We start from the raw sequence: 14,999 nt of genomic DNA, 5'->3' as shown, positions 1-14,999 counted from the left end.
ATATATACTAATGTTTTTAAAATTTATTAATAAAATTTTTAACCACTATACAAATTAAATAATAATAACTAAATTACATATAAGTGTTAAATATCATTTTAGGTATAGTTACCACAACAAAGAGATTTACATACTATAACAAATTAATAGTCCTTTACACGAAGATGAATTACTGTTGCTTTAGAAAATTAATAGTTATAAACTTAAAGGCAAAGTCAAGATCCTAGCTATAAGTTTGTAAAAATAGAGTATAAATTTATTATACTTTATTAAATTTTTTATACATGAATAGGAGTGATATTTATGCAACTAAAAAATGTAACACCTATGGGATTAAATGATGATGTATTCAAAACAATTATTAATAAAACTGAAAATACATTTCCATCATTTTTTTTCATTAATCCGTCAGGTAATGTTGTCATACCAAAATATTTGAACAAGGATATATGTATGTATGCAGTTTTCGGTGAAACAATGGTTATAATTGATAATGAAATTGAGATATTAAGGCATCAACAAATATTGTATTTTAATGCTGAGGTGTACATTGAATTAAGAAATAATACAACTGAGAATGTAATTGTATATATTGATGGTGTAAATAAGTAATTATTGATTAGAATTATTATAAATATTTGTGAAATACTTCACAAAAAATACACAATAAAAAATAGTCATTTCATGTATAGTAGGAGTAGTTGAAAATTTCATATTATTATTTGTGAAATACTTCACATGATTTGAGCTTTTACTTAATAGGCAAGATGAAAACAATAAGTTCCAACATTTTAAATCTATTTTTATAGTGATCTGGAGGCTTTAATATGACAAACAAGACAGATGAAAAAGAAGTACAAGCAATGGTCAACGTAGTAATTAAAGATGAAAATGATGTACAAGAAGTTGTTAATACTTTAGTTGAAAATGGGAAAGAAGCACTAAAAGCACTAGAATCTTATACGCAAGAGCAAGTAGATCATATTGTTCATGAAATGGCACTATCTGGATTAGACCAACATATGCCATTAGCAAAAATGGCGGTAGAGGAAACTGGTCGAGGTGTGTATGAGGATAAATGTACAAAAAATATATTTGCGACTGAATATATTTGGCATAGCATAAAAAAAGATAAGACTGTAGGAATTATTCATGAAGATCCACATGAAGAAGTCATTGAAATTGCCGAACCAGTAGGTGTAGTTGCTGGTGTGACACCAGTAACGAATCCTACTTCAACTACTATGTTTAAAGCAATTATTGCAATGAAAACAAGAAATCCAATTATTTTCGCTTTTCATCCATCTGCTCAGCGATGCTCTGTTGCAGCGGCTAAAATATTAAGAGATGCTGCAATTAAGGCAGGGGCACCGAAAAATTGCATTCAATGGATCGAAAAACCTTCTGTTGAGGCAACAAAAAGATTAATGAACCATGAAGGGATTGCACTTGTTCTTGCAACTGGAGGCGCTGGAATGGTCAAATCAGCATATTCTACAGGGAAACCGGCCTTAGGAGTAGGACCTGGGAATGTACCTTGTTATTTAGAGAAATCAGCACATGTAAAACGAGCTGTAAATGATTTAATTTTATCAAAAACATTTGATAATGGTATGATTTGTGCTTCTGAGCAAGCAATCATTGTAGATAAAGAAATCTATAATGGTGTAAAAAAAGAAATGCAAGACAACAACTGTTATTTTGTTACAGAAGAAGAGAGAATAAAATTAGAGAAGCTTGTTATTAATGAAAATACATGTGCAGTAAATAGTGATATCGTTGGGAAATCAGCACATTATATTGCATCATTAGTAGGCATTAAGGTACCAGAAGATACAAAAATACTTGTAGCTGAAATTAAGGGAGTGGGTGCAGAATATCCACTATCACGTGAAAAATTGAGCCCAGTATTAGCTTGTATCAAAGCAAATTCACAAGAAGAAGGATTTAAATACTGTGAAGAAATGTTAAATTTGGGTGGCTTAGGGCATTCAGCGGTTATTCATTCTACAAATAAAGAAGTACAAAAACAATTTGGTTTAAGAATGAAAGCTTGTCGCCTTATTGTAAATTCACCGTCAGCACAAGGTGGGATTGGTGATATATATAACGCATTTATTCCATCTTTAACATTAGGTTGTGGATCATACGGTAAAAATTCTGTTTCTCAAAACGTAACAGCTACACATTTAATAAATGTAAAGCGTTTGGCGAATAGAAAAAATAATATGCAATGGTTCAAATTACCACCTAAGGTTTTTTTTGAAAAACATGCGACACAATATTTAGCTAAGATGCCAAACATTTCACGAGCATTCATTGTAACGGATCCAGGAATGGTAGAACTGGGATATGTGGATACAGTTACACATTACTTACAACAGCATTTAAATGCTGTAAAAGTAGGTGTTTTCTCAGAGGTAGAACCAGATCCATCAGATGAAACAGTATTCAAGGGTGCTGAGATGATGAGAAGCTTCAAACCCGATGTAATTATTGCATTGGGCGGAGGTTCAGCAATGGATGCAGCAAAAGGAATGTGGCTATTTTATGAATATCCAGAAACAAAATTCTTTGGAATCAAACAAAAGTTTTTAGATATTAGAAAACGTACATGTAAATTTCCAACACTAGGGCAAAAAGCACAATTTGTTGCGATTCCAACAACATCAGGAACAGGGTCAGAAGTGACACCATTCGCGGTTATTACAGATAAAAAAAATAATATAAAATATCCACTTGCTGATTATGAATTAACACCAGATGTAGCGATTATTGATCCACAGTTTGTAATGACAGTGCCACCTCATGTAACAGCAGACACTGGAATGGATGTGTTAACACATGCAATTGAAGCATACGTGTCTATTATGGCAAATGACTATACAGATGGATTGGCCTTAAAAGCCATTGATCTAGTATTTAAATATTTACCGAGAGCATATAAAAACGGAAATGATGAAGAAGCACGTGAAAAAATGCATAATGCTTCTGCAATTGCAGGTATGGCTTTTGCAAATGCATTTCTTGGTATTAATCATAGTTTGGCGCATAAGCTTGGGCCAGAATTTCACATTCCACATGGACGCGCTAACGCAATCTTAATGCCACATGTAATTCGCTATAATGCCATTAAGCCGAGAAAACATGCATTGTTCCCAAAATATGAGCATTTTGTGGCAGATGAACGTTATGCATATATTGCAAGAACATTGGGGCTACCAGCAAGTACAGTCGAAGAAGGGGTAGAATCTCTTGTGCAAGCAATTATCAGCCTTGGAAAAGAATTAAATATTAATATGAGTATTGCAGGACAAGGAGTAAAACAAGAAGCATTTGACAATGTTGTGGATGTCTTATCGGAAAGAGCATTTGAAGATCAATGTACACCAGCAAATCCGAAACTTCCATTGATTTCAGAATTAAAAGAAGTATATAAACAAGCATATAAAGGTGTGTAATAAGTTAAGTAGGTATAACTTTTTAAGTTCATAGATTTTGTATTTGATATTTGTAAATATATTGTATATGGGTGTTAAGGGGAAATATATATTATAAACAGCATTGTTTTAAATAGAACATCTAACAAAAATGCTGCCTAGATGACCTGTATGTAGGTAAGATGGGAGTGTACAAAAGCTATGTCTAATTATAAGAAGTTAAATCAAGTAATTGAAAAAAAAGAGGAATTAATATCGCTTGTTAAGCAGTATGGATTCACTCATGAAAAGGTAATTTGTTATAGTAGAGAATTAGATTTATTGCTAGATGATTTGATGAAATCTAATAGAAATAATAAATAAATAAAATTTATATAAAAAAAATATAAAATATAAATTTTCAAGATATTTTTAAAATAAAAAGCGCTCTCCTACTTATAGGTGAGTGCTTTTTTATCTTAATTTGATCTATTTTGGTGAGGGATTTTTAATTGCTAAAAACTTATGCGTGATAAAACTCACAACATAAATGAACATATAATTTTACAATATAGTATGTAAGTTGATGGGAGGCTTTCTTTTTGACAAATCGTGATTATAATAAAAACCCATTTATTGTAATATGGGAGTTAACAAGAGCATGTAAATTAAAATGTCTACATTGTCGTGCTGAAGCACAGCATTATCGTGATCCTTTTGAGTTAACATTAGAAGAAGGAAAAAAACTAATTGATGATATTTATGAAATGGATAATCCGATGCTTGTTTTTACTGGTGGGGATCCATTAATGCGTTCGGATATATATGATATTGCGGAATACGCGGTGAAGAAAGGTATTCGGGTTTCTATGACGCCCAGTGCTACTCCAAAGGTTACTAAAGAAGCGATTAAAAAAGCAAAAGAGGTTGGGATTGCTAGATGGGCATTTAGTATAGATGGACCAACAGCTGAAGTACACGATCATTTTAGAGGAACAGAGGGATCATTTAAATTAACAATGGATGCAATTCATCATTTAAATGAATTAAAAATCCCTATTCAAATTAATACAGTTGTTTCTAATTATAATTTGAGTGTACTTAAAGATATGGCAAATTTAGTAGAAGCATTAGGGTGTGTGTTGTGGAGTGTATTTTTCTTAGTCCCAACAGGACGTGGTAAAGAGAAAGATATGATTTCACCAATTCAACATGAAAGAGTGTTCCACTGGCTATATCAGCTTAGTAAAACTGTTTCTTTTGATATAAAAACCACAGCTGCTCAGCACTATAGACGCGTTGTTCTTCAAGAAAAAATGAAGGGAATTAAAAAGATAGATCAAATTATTCAATATAGAGATGTACTGATGGAAGGGATGACGGACGGAGTTAATGAATTTGGACGCGCTCCAAAAGGAGTAAATGATGGAAATGGAGTTGTATTTATTTCTCATATTGGAGATGTATACCCAAGTGGGCTATTGCCGATTAAAACCGGGAATATTAAATCAACACCGATAGCTGAAATTTATCGAAACTCTCCTGTTTTTCAAAGTCTTCGTAATCCAGACAATTATAAAGGAAAATGCGGTGTTTGTGAGTTTCGATATGTTTGTGGGGGATCTCGTTCTAGGGCATTTGCGATGACGGGGGATTACATGGAAAGCGAACCTTTTTGTATATATGTTCCAAAAGCATTGCGGAAAAAGTGTAAGAATTGAGCATGTCTCTTTTTTTAACCTGTTTTATAAAATTTTTTATTGTATATTTCCAGTACTTATGAGCAGATACTTTCCGCTCATAAGTACTGGGTTAGTGATGACTAATAATTGAAAAAAAAGCAAGGGAATTATACTTATTTTAGGCGTATAATACGTTGATTTGAGCTTCCGCGAAATGGAAGAGTCAAATCTCTTTTTTGGATTTCAAATCTTCCATCAACTAAAACATCTCCATAATGTAACAGCTCAATCATATCTTTGTTTTGTGAGTTTTGTATCTCTTCTAGTGTATAGCCAGTGTAAATCCAAAGATTTTTGTTTAAACTTTTTACAGCCTTTGCAACTTCTTTGACCTCGATAGCTTGAAAAAATGGGTCACCACCTGAAAATGTTACATCAGTTAGAGGATTTGTGGAAATTTCTTTTATAATTTCTTTCACACTCATCTCGGTACCATTATAAAGATTCCATGATTTGGGGTTATGGCAACCTAAACAATGATGCGGACAACCGGCAAAAAACACAACTGTCCGTAATCCTTCACCATCTACTACACTATCATGAATAATATTCATTACCTTCATTTATGTTTCACACGATCTGCTTCTTCACTACGCTTTGCATTGTTCCATTTTGACATGTCCCCTACAAGATATCCAGTAATACGGCGAATTCTTTCAATATGATGATCTTCTATATTTCCACAGCTAGGGCACTCATTTTCAATCACTCCATTATAGTCACAACATTTACAACGATCCACGGGGTGATTAATTGAACCATATCCTACTTCATACTGTGCCATTGCTTGAACAATCTGTTTTAAAGCCATTTGATTATGCGCTGCCGCCCCATCTAGTTCAATATACGTAATATGACCACCGTTGCAAAGAGCATGAAACGGTCCTTCTAAACGTATTTTATTAATTGCTTGAATAGGATAATAAACTGGAATATGAAATGAATTTGTATAGTAATCATGATCGGTTACACCTGTAATAGTTCCAAACTTAGCACGATCCTTTTTGATAAACTTCCCTGATAGTCCCTCGGCAGGAGTTGCAATTAAAGTGAAATTCAAGCAATGTTCTTCTGTTGCTTGGTCCATCTTATTTCTCATAAAGGTAACAATTTCTTTTCCAAGTTGCCATGAATCTTTATCTTCCCCATGGTGTTTTCCTGTTAAGGCAACCAAGCATTCCGCAAGTCCAATAAAACCAAGGCTCAATGTTCCTTGCTTTAAAATCTCAGTAACTGAGTCTTCTGGTTGTAGTTTTTCTCCATTGCGCCAAATCCCTTGTGAATATAGGAATTGAAAATCTCTTGCCTTTTTTGTACATTGATAAGAATATCTTTCAAGCAATTGACGAATGCCAAGTTTGATATAATGATTTAATGATTCGAAAAATCCCTCTTTTGAATCATTTATTAAAGCCAATTTTACTAGATTAATAGAGGTAAATGATAGATTTCCCCTGCCAATTGCTGTCTCCTCACCATGAATATTAGACATCACACGAGTACGACAACCCATATAACATACTTCACTTTCTGGGTGCCCATTATAATACGCTGCATTAAATGGCGCATCTAAAAATGAAAAGTTAGGGAACAATCGCTTTGCTGTTGTTTCTAATGCAAGTTCAAATAAATCATAATTTGGATCTTTTTCTTCAAAATTCACACCTTTTTTTAACTTAAAAATTTGAATGGGGAAAATAGGCGTTTCGCTTTTTCCTAAACCCGCTTGTGTTGCCTGTAGTAATTGTTTAATTAATAGCCTTCCTTCCCTTGATGTGTCCGTTCCATAATTAATTGAAATAAACGGAACTTGTCCACCACCACGGCTATGCATACTATTGGAATTATGAATGAATGCTTCACATGCTTGATATGTATCGTTTTCTGTTTCTTTCCATGCAAACACTTCGATTTGTTCCTTTGTTAGCGGATAGTCTATTAACTTTTTCTTATTTTTTTCAAATGTTTTCCTCACATATGGTGCTAAATCTATATCAAACATGGCAAGAGATTGCCCACCATGCTGCATATTTTGATTAGCTTGAAGAATAATAGACGAGAGTGCTAATGCACTTTTAATATCTTGTGGTTGTCTCATATGGCCATGTCCAGTGTGGAACCCTTTTTTCAGCAATTGTGCTAAAGGGATTTGTGAACACGTGGTTGTTCCTGTTGCATAAAAATCTAAATCGTGTGGATATAAAATGTTTTGATTGATAGCTTCTTTTACTTGTTTAGAAAGCAAATGTTCCCGTACATAAAGTTTTGCGCTCTCTGATGCAAATGTTCCCATCATTCCCATTGGAGATCGACCATCAACATTTGCATTTTCTTGCATTAAGTCTTGATCGTTACTTTTTATAATTTTATGAAAAGTTGTCCATAAAGTATTTTTTTGCTGTTTTAAATTGTCTGAGGTGTTCATGAAATTCACTCCTTTTCAATATGTGGTACTCAACACCGGTAAATGATACTATATATGGTTTGTTTCTGCAATGGTACTAATATATGAAGTATGTGATTTTTTCTATTTAGAAGAGATTAAATCTAGAAGTTTATCGTATTATCTTGCTCATAAAAAATGAAAAGATATAGAATGATTCAATTATTTATAGATAAAAATTCTTTTGTTTTAGGTTCAAAGAGTGAGGTTATCAATAGAGAGTAAAAACACAATGAAGAGTGTTTTATTTTATAAAATAAAAGGTATAAAAATAGAATGCAGTGATTTCACTCACAGTATTTTTTAAAAACATAGTTTATCTTATAAGGGAAGAGTGAGTATGAGAAATTCATTATATTTTACTATTTGGGATGGGTATTCCCTAAATTGGTGGAGTATGATTACCAGTGGGGGGATTCTCTCACTGGTAAAGTTTTTTATCTATAAATTTAATGATATGTGCTACTTATTATCATTCTTACGTAACATTTTGATAAAAAATTAAATGTGAGGTGTGGAAGAATGAAGTTAATTATTCCAAAGCAGCATGGAGCCTGGGGAATGCTGCTTATTCCATTTGTTTTAGGTATTTTAACTGGTAAATGGACATGGTATCATATACCTCTTTTTTTAGCGTGGTTTTTTGTGTATTTAGCTACATATCCCTTATTAATGTATGTAAAACAGCCGCGAAAGAAGTATTATTTGTATTATTTTTTTCTTTACTTTGGTGAGGCTTGTATATGTACAGCTATTGCTCTTAGTTATGAATGGCGTATAGTTTACTTTTCTATTATTATGCTCCCGTTTTTTTGTATAAACATTTATTTTTCTAGCAAAAAAAATGAACGAGCCTTATTAAATGATGTATGTGCAATTCTTTTGTTTTGTATAGGGGGCATTATAAGTTATTACTTCACAATGAAAACAGTCGATAAAAATATATTGATGATAGCGACTATAACATTTTTATATTTTATAGGAAGTACGTTTTATGTAAAAACAATGATACGTGAAAAAAAGAATCCAACGTATCGCATTCTATCATGGTGGTACCATTTATTACTTGTGATTGTTACGCTTATTTTATCACCAACGATTACCATTATTTTTATCCCAAGTTTGATACGGTCTATAGTACTGTATGGAAGGAATATTTCAATCTTAAAGGTGGGGATTTTAGAGAGTATAAATGCTATTTACGTTTTTATTACAACAATAATAGTATTTAAATATTTTATCTCGTAAAGACTAATAATGATTCATATTGTTTATATTATATTTATATATCAATTTATTTATATTTAATATTGTATTAATGTTTTCTTCAATACTGTATGTAGAAAGGAGTGTATAAATAATGACTTTTTACCAAAAATTAATGCAGTATTATGATGAAATTTTTCCGGAAAATGAAAAACAAGTGAATTTTATTGCTTCTTATTTACAAGAGGGGGACTCCGTAATTGATGTAGGTGCGGCAACAGGGAATGTGGCTAATGCATTAGTTGAAAAAGGAATGATTGTAACTGCGATGGAACCAGAGAAGAAAATGGCTGATAAAATTTCTGAGAAGGCTATAACCCATAGGGGAAGACTTTTTGTAAATACACTTAGAATGCAGCAAATAGACGATGTACCTGGGATATTTGATGGTATTTATTGTATTGGAAATACGTTGGTTCATTTAGACAATGTACAGGAAATTACTGATTTTATTCAAAGCTCTTTTAAAAAACTTAAGAAAAATGGAAAGTTCATAGTTCAAATTGTAAACTATGAAAAAGTATTAAATCAAAAAAATTTCATATTTCCAGTAATTAAGAAAGAACATTTCTCATTCAAACGAGATTATGCAATAGAGAGAACAAAGGTGCTATTTACTGTAACATTAAATACAAGTGGTGAAGAATTCTCAAATAGTATAGAGTTATATCCAATTACAAAAAAACAATTACTTCCCATATTAATAGATTGTGGATTTGAGTCAGTAGAAACTTACGCTAATTTTGATAAAAAAATATATTCACTTGATGGTCCGGCATTAGTAATTGTAGCAACAAAATAAATTTTAAAAACACCTGAGTAGAAAGCTGTTACTCAGGTGTTTTTTTATTAATTTTTTTAAAATGTGATTCTAGTCCTCTTTTAATTATAAAAAAGTTTATATAATTCAGTGGTAAATCGAATCTGATTGAGGAGGAATTGAGTTATATGTGCAAAGAAATTCAGTTAACTAAAGATATATATTGGATAGGAAAAGTTGATAATAGAGAAGTTCCATTTCATCGTTTAATCTTAGCAAAAGGAACAACTTATAACACGTACTTGCTAAAAACGGAAAAACCAACAGTGATTGATACAGTTGATATAGAGTTTGGAAGAGAATTTGTAGAATCATTAAGTAAATTAATTGATCCACAAGAAATTCAGTATATCGTAGTGAATCATACAGAACCCGACCATTCAGGGGGATTGGCAGCATTAGCATCAAGAGCTACTAATGCAACGATTGTATGTACAGAAATTGCAGTACCAGAAATACAAGAGATGTATAAACTGCATAATCGAAAGTTTTTAGTAGTAAAAGACGGTGATACATTAGATATTGGTGGAAAAACATTGAAATTTAAAGAAACGCCATATCTTCATACTGAAGAAACAATGATTACCTACTGTGTAGAGAATAAAATTTTATTTCCTTGTGATATTTTTAGTACTCATATAGCAAATGACGAGATTTTCAGTGATAAAGCGAATGTAGATATTACGGAAGATTTTATCGGCTATTATAATGCCATTATCCATCCACATAGAAGATATGTAAGAACATTAATAGAAGCTCTAAAAGAATTGGATGTACAAATGATTGCACCATCTCATGGCTACATTTTACGTCAGGATATACAGAAGTATATTAAATTATATGCGGATATGAGTAGAGATACGAATCAAGATAAGAAAGTAACAATTGTATATACAACAATTAAAAATAATACAAAAAAAGTAGCAAATATTATTAAAGAAACTTTAGAAGCAGATAATATTCATGTAACAGTATTTAACGCTGATAAATCAAAAAAATTAGAGGTTTTAAAGAGTATCCAAGAAGCAGATGCAGTCTTCATAGGATCTTCAACTAGATATGCAGATATGATTGGTAATTTAGAAGAAATTTTAAAAGAAATGACAGAAATGAATCTAGAAGAGAAAATTGCAGCTTCATTCGGTTCATATGGTTGGAGTGGAGAGGCAATTGAAGTGATACAAGATTACCTCAATGAAACAAATATGAATGTACAAAGCACATCAAAAGTTATCAAATCTACAGGTATGACTCATGTTGAATTTCCTATTCGGATTAGATTCTCTCCAAAAGATGAGGGGAAAGTAAAGAAAATCCAACATGCAACAACATTTGTTACAGATTTATTATTGAGTTCTATTTAATCGAAAAATGGAGGTGAAAACATGGAAAAGAATTTTGTTATTATTGGGAGTGGTGTAGCCGCTGTAAATGCCGCTAAAACTATTAGAGAGTATGATAAAGGATCAAATATATTTATTTTTGGTGAAGAGCCATCACTACCTTATAAAAGAATTAAATTATCAAAGGATCTGTATTCAGATTTACACAGTGAAAAAGTGTTAATTAAAAAGAAAAAGTGGTATCAAGATAATCACATATCAGTTTTTATAAATACAAAGGTGGTAAAAATTAATACAGATGAGCAATTTATTATTACATCCAATGAAGCGGTATTTTCTTATCATAAACTATTAATTTGTACAGGAGCGAATAATAGAAGATTAGAGATAAATGGAATTAATAAAAAAAATATTTTTACTATTAGGGACATGAAAGAAGCAGATGAGCTTAAAGGACATTTAGAGGACAAAGAAAGTGTTGTGACCATTGGTGGGGGTGTACAAGGGTTAGAAACAGCATGGTCTATTCTGAAAGATGGTAAAAAGGTATCTATTGTAGAAGTAGCTCCTTTATTAATGAGAAGACAATTAGATACAAAATCTTCGCTGCTCTTAAAACGAAAAATTGAAAAGGAAGGAGTAAAGGTGTATTTAAATACTTCTATTAATTCTATTCTCGGGAAAGAATCCGTAACTGGCATAAAGATGAACGACAATTCTCAAATTAATTGTGATAATATTGTTTATTCAATTGGCGTTACTCCGAACACTAAACTTGTACATGATACTGCTATTAAATTAAATAGAGGTATTGTTGTGGATGAGAAGATGAGAACAAATATAGACTCCGTATACGCTGCGGGAGATGTTGCAGAAGTAAATAATGAAATTGAAGGCTTATGGGGGACTGCCTTGGAACAAGGAAGAGTAGCAGGTAGTAATATGGTCTCTAAAACTGCCATTTATAAAAAAGAAATTCCAACCACTATTTTTAACGCATTCAATGTATCTTTATTTTCAATTGGAGTTGTTAATGAAGAGCAATGTGATACAACAATTGTTGAAGAAGACGGTAAGGAGAAGTATACAAGGTTATTTATTAAGGATAATAAAATAGTCGGTGTGATTTCATTAGAAGGAGTTGCTGCATCTATTCCTTACAAATCTGCGATTGAAAAGCATGTGTCGTTAGAAGGAATAGATTTATTAAATACAAGCATAAGTGAAATAATGAGCAAGTTAAAAGAAAAAATATAAAGCTGTACAAAAAGGAGAGGAAATCATGAAAAAATACATTTGTTTACCATGTGGATATATTTATAACCCAGAGGTAGGGGATCCAGATGAGGATATAGAACCAGGAACAAGTTTCGAAGATTTACCAGAGGACTGGGTTTGTCCTGTGTGTGGAGAAGATAAAAATCATTTTGCACCACTAGATGAATAAGAAGGAAAAAACAATGAGCATACTGCACAGTATGCTCATTGTTTTTTATATTTTTGAATGTGATTCTGGTCACAGAAATATTCTTTAAAAAATTCTATAATAATTATGTAGCAGATACTTATACCGATTCAGCCATTCTCGGTACACTCTATATGGCCCTGGCGCCACCCTTTCTCCTCAGGGCCTTATTTTTCCATGCCATATTCAAAATATGTTTATGAAGATAGTGTATATCACTGTCTTCATAAACATATAGTTGTGATTTGAGTCACTGCAATATTTGATAAAAATGTCTATAATAACCTTGGATATCAGTATATTTTTAATTCTATAGTTAAAGTAAGGTGAGAAAATATGGACGATAATCATAAAAAATCAAGAGAGCTTTGCCCAAGAAAAGTACTAATTTTTAAGACCCTTTCCGAAGAGGAAATTAGTAATATAGCTTCAATGACAAAACATAGGAAGTTTAAAAAGGGTCAGCCATTAATTCTTGAGGGAGATAAATCAGATACATTATTTATTATTAATAGTGGACAAGTAAAGCTATGTACATTAACTCTTCAAGGGAAAGAGCAAATATTGCATATACTAACAAGTGGTGAATCCTTTTGTGAATTAAATATATTTAATTATGATGAAAAAAGTAATTTTAGTGCGTATGCTATAGAAGATACTCATATCTGTATGCTAAAAAAAGAAAATATGGATTATATAATGGAACGAAATCCAAGTATTGCATTAAAGTTGTTAAAAGTTGTCACAAAACGTTTAGCTAAGATAGAGAATTTAGTGCAAAATTTAGCGACAAACAATCCTGAAGTTAGAATTGCTCATATACTATTGGAGTTTTGTGATAAATATGGCAAAAGTACAGAGGATGGAATACTTATTAACTTGCCATTGACACGAGAGGAATTGGCAAATTATGCGGGGGTAACAAGAGAGACTATTAGTCGTAAATTGAATAAGTTTGAAAGTTTAGGGCTCATGGCCTCTGTTGGAAATAAGAAAATAATAATAAAAAATCAGTTAGCTATTAGAAGACTTATCAGTTTCTGACAAAAGACCCCTTTCTCAGAATATAAAAGAGGAGTTATTACAAATTAGTAAGTATTTTAATTATATGAATTCTTAAAATCATTATATATGAGTAAATCACAAAAAAGGGAATATGTGTTACCAATCGGTTTAATTGATAAGGTATGGATTTTTTGAGCCGCAAAATATCACATGCCTTATAATCAAACTTAAAAAATAAATTTCAAATTATTTTATCTTATATTTTTGATTTATGCGAGGGACACACCTTAGGTACCACTCCAATGGTATAGGTGTGTCCTTTAATTTATATAATTAAATAACGTTAGTGATTCTTGTGTAAACTAGGTATAATTATATAATAATTATATAATGAGAAATTAGTAATTTAAAGTTTATCTCAAATCTTATAGCTCTGTGTTTTTTTAAGGAATGATAGTTAGGGCTTGTCTGCCTAATTGAACCCATGCTTCTTCAAAATCCTTCTTATCAATTCTTTTATTTTTTTCCGTATCTAATGGATCATTAATGTATACATATTGATCGGTGTATCCAGTTAGTAAAACACTATGTTGACGGTATGTAACCTGTCTCTCACCCATATTTGTTTTCCAAGTACGAAATTCATAATCAGGTAGTTTGCGAAAGCTCGCGTTTGTTAAAATCCAAACAGGGTGTTCTTTATCAATTGCTTTATATAAATCCTCAGGATTACTTCCGGTTAAGTCTATAATACAATTCTCTGATATGTATAATTTGGCTAACTCTAAAATCGGCTTAATATGCACACCTAAACCAGGCATATCTATGTCATACATATCTCCAACAAATCCTTCGTCCATATTTCCCATAAATCCATTGTTTTGAAAAGGTACATATTTAATATTTTCAGCTAACTCTAATTTATCAACGGATAGACCGTTAAAATTTAAAAGCATTGCTAAACTTGTAACTTCGCATCCACGTTCTAATTCTGGATTTTGTAAAATCAAAGGGACTTCTAAAGGATTATTCTCTTTAGAAGATAGTTTTTTTTCATCGATTTTAACAAGTTTATCCATCTCATATGTTGTATTTTTAACGCTATTATTTTCACCTTTATAGACTAGAGTTATTATACATAATACCGTGCATAAAATAATTAATAGATAAATATTTTTGTGTCGTTGCATTTTAGTATGTCTCCTTAAGTGAACTACCCGCCACTTAACGTCCTAACGGACTGTTTGAAATGGGGGCTTCTCGGTTAGTCGTTACTTTTGGTAGCTAACGAATTCGTTCTAAGACAGTCGAGCTAACTCCCTTGTTCCAAGGGTTATTTTATTGCTATCTATGCTAACACCAATAGGCGTATTGCTTCATTTTTGATATTGATAGCTGCGTTATAATCTCTATCGATATTTACACCGCATATACAAGAATAAACTCGCTCAGACAATGACATATTTTTCACATTTCCACAACTGCTACATGTTTTT

At 31.7% G+C, this 14,999-nt stretch carries 14 protein-coding genes; 10 read left to right on the top strand and 4 right to left on the bottom strand.

The window, feature by feature from the left end; translation table 11 throughout:
* Positions 1–303: 303 nt before the first annotated feature.
* The 4 genes from DN400_RS26110 to DN400_RS26095 all read left to right on the top strand — a co-directional run bounded on the left by DN400_RS26110 (position 304) and on the right by DN400_RS26095 (position 5,140).
* Positions 304–612, top strand: a complete 309-nt coding sequence (locus tag DN400_RS26110) for a hypothetical protein (RefSeq protein ID WP_001176239.1) — start codon at positions 304–306, stop codon at positions 610–612.
* Positions 613–863: 251 nt separating this feature from the next.
* A complete protein-coding gene (gene adhE, locus DN400_RS26105; RefSeq protein WP_147802027.1) occupies positions 864–3,461 on the top strand; it encodes a bifunctional acetaldehyde-CoA/alcohol dehydrogenase in 2,598 nt (865 codons plus the stop codon).
* A gap of 180 nt (positions 3,462–3,641) precedes the next feature.
* Positions 3,642–3,803 (top strand): Spo0E family sporulation regulatory protein-aspartic acid phosphatase, encoded by a 162-nt coding sequence (locus DN400_RS26100; RefSeq protein WP_002099070.1) that lies wholly within the window; start codon positions 3,642–3,644, stop codon positions 3,801–3,803.
* A 218-nt stretch (positions 3,804–4,021) separates the two neighbouring features.
* The gene (locus DN400_RS26095) at positions 4,022–5,140 is read left to right on the top strand and encodes a TIGR04053 family radical SAM/SPASM domain-containing protein (protein ID WP_147802026.1); all 1,119 of its coding nucleotides are present in this window, start codon (positions 4,022–4,024) and stop codon (positions 5,138–5,140) included.
* A 134-nt stretch (positions 5,141–5,274) separates the two neighbouring features.
* Here DN400_RS26095 and nrdG read toward each other — a convergent pair whose 3' ends face one another.
* Together nrdG and DN400_RS26085 are read right to left on the bottom strand one after the other, a co-directional pair.
* Entirely contained in the window at positions 5,275–5,724 is a 450-nt protein-coding gene (gene nrdG, locus DN400_RS26090; protein WP_000867052.1) for an anaerobic ribonucleoside-triphosphate reductase activating protein, read from the bottom strand.
* Positions 5,721–7,586: an anaerobic ribonucleoside triphosphate reductase gene (locus tag DN400_RS26085; protein WP_147802025.1), complete on the bottom strand. Its 1,866-nt coding sequence runs from the start codon at positions 7,584–7,586 to the stop codon at positions 5,721–5,723. Before DN400_RS26085 ends, nrdG begins: the two co-directional genes overlap by 4 nt.
* A 540-nt stretch (positions 7,587–8,126) precedes the next feature.
* Here DN400_RS26085 and DN400_RS26080 point away from each other — a divergent pair.
* From DN400_RS26080 to DN400_RS26050, 6 genes are all read left to right on the top strand, one after another.
* Entirely contained in the window at positions 8,127–8,852 is a 726-nt protein-coding gene (locus DN400_RS26080; protein ID WP_147802024.1) for a YwiC-like family protein, read from the top strand.
* A gap of 112 nt (positions 8,853–8,964) precedes the next feature.
* On the top strand, positions 8,965–9,672 hold the full coding sequence (locus DN400_RS26075) for a class I SAM-dependent methyltransferase (RefSeq protein WP_147802023.1): 708 nt from the start codon (positions 8,965–8,967) through the stop codon (positions 9,670–9,672).
* 146 nt (positions 9,673–9,818) lie between these two features.
* The gene (locus DN400_RS26070) at positions 9,819–11,054 is read left to right on the top strand and encodes an FprA family A-type flavoprotein (RefSeq protein WP_147802022.1); all 1,236 of its coding nucleotides are present in this window, start codon (positions 9,819–9,821) and stop codon (positions 11,052–11,054) included.
* A 21-nt stretch (positions 11,055–11,075) separates the two neighbouring features.
* Positions 11,076–12,290: an NAD(P)/FAD-dependent oxidoreductase gene (locus DN400_RS26065; protein ID WP_147802021.1), complete on the top strand. Its 1,215-nt coding sequence runs from the start codon at positions 11,076–11,078 to the stop codon at positions 12,288–12,290.
* Positions 12,291–12,315: 25 nt separating this feature from the next.
* Positions 12,316–12,480 carry a rubredoxin gene (gene rd / locus DN400_RS26060; protein ID WP_000759867.1) on the top strand — a complete coding sequence of 55 codons (165 nt, stop codon included), beginning with the start codon at positions 12,316–12,318 and terminating at the stop codon, positions 12,478–12,480.
* A gap of 354 nt (positions 12,481–12,834) precedes the next feature.
* Positions 12,835–13,542: a Crp/Fnr family transcriptional regulator gene (locus tag DN400_RS26050; RefSeq protein WP_000342564.1), complete on the top strand. Its 708-nt coding sequence runs from the start codon at positions 12,835–12,837 to the stop codon at positions 13,540–13,542.
* Between the two features lie 404 nt (positions 13,543–13,946).
* Here DN400_RS26050 and DN400_RS26045 read toward each other — a convergent pair whose 3' ends face one another.
* Together DN400_RS26045 and DN400_RS26040 are read right to left on the bottom strand one after the other, a co-directional pair.
* A complete protein-coding gene (locus DN400_RS26045) occupies positions 13,947–14,693 on the bottom strand; it encodes a C39 family peptidase (RefSeq protein ID WP_147802020.1) in 747 nt (248 codons plus the stop codon).
* A gap of 158 nt (positions 14,694–14,851) precedes the next feature.
* Positions 14,852–14,999, bottom strand: a 148-nt coding sequence (locus DN400_RS26040) for a zinc ribbon domain-containing protein (protein ID WP_147802019.1), incomplete at its 5' end; no start/stop codon positions are given.

Source organism: Bacillus sp. AR8-1 (assembly GCF_008042345.1).
GTDB lineage: Bacteria > Bacillota > Bacilli > Bacillales > Bacillaceae_G > Bacillus_A > Bacillus_A cereus.
Note: the sequence above shows the minus strand (reverse complement) of the source record. Positions and strands in the feature narration are given on the sequence as shown.

Excerpts from the sequence above, each read along its gene's own strand:
- DN400_RS26110 (WP_001176239.1), top strand. The coding sequence starts at position 304 with ATGCAACTAAAAAATGTAACACCTATGGGATTAAATGATGATGTATTC.
- adhE (WP_147802027.1), top strand. The coding sequence starts at position 864 with ATGGTCAACGTAGTAATTAAAGATGAAAATGATGTACAAGAAGTTGTT.
- DN400_RS26100 (WP_002099070.1), top strand. The coding sequence starts at position 3,642 with ATGTCTAATTATAAGAAGTTAAATCAAGTAATTGAAAAAAAAGAGGAA.
- nrdG (WP_000867052.1), bottom strand. The coding sequence starts at position 5,724 with ATGAAGGTAATGAATATTATTCATGATAGTGTAGTAGATGGTGAAGGA.
- DN400_RS26085 (WP_147802025.1), bottom strand. The coding sequence starts at position 7,586 with ATGAACACCTCAGACAATTTAAAACAGCAAAAAAATACTTTATGGACA.
- DN400_RS26080 (WP_147802024.1), top strand. The coding sequence starts at position 8,127 with ATGAAGTTAATTATTCCAAAGCAGCATGGAGCCTGGGGAATGCTGCTT.
- DN400_RS26075 (WP_147802023.1), top strand. The coding sequence starts at position 8,965 with ATGACTTTTTACCAAAAATTAATGCAGTATTATGATGAAATTTTTCCG.
- DN400_RS26070 (WP_147802022.1), top strand. The coding sequence starts at position 9,819 with ATGTGCAAAGAAATTCAGTTAACTAAAGATATATATTGGATAGGAAAA.
- DN400_RS26065 (WP_147802021.1), top strand. The coding sequence starts at position 11,076 with ATGGAAAAGAATTTTGTTATTATTGGGAGTGGTGTAGCCGCTGTAAAT.
- rd (WP_000759867.1), top strand. The coding sequence starts at position 12,316 with ATGAAAAAATACATTTGTTTACCATGTGGATATATTTATAACCCAGAG.
- DN400_RS26050 (WP_000342564.1), top strand. The coding sequence starts at position 12,835 with ATGGACGATAATCATAAAAAATCAAGAGAGCTTTGCCCAAGAAAAGTA.
- DN400_RS26045 (WP_147802020.1), bottom strand. The coding sequence starts at position 14,693 with ATGCAACGACACAAAAATATTTATCTATTAATTATTTTATGCACGGTA.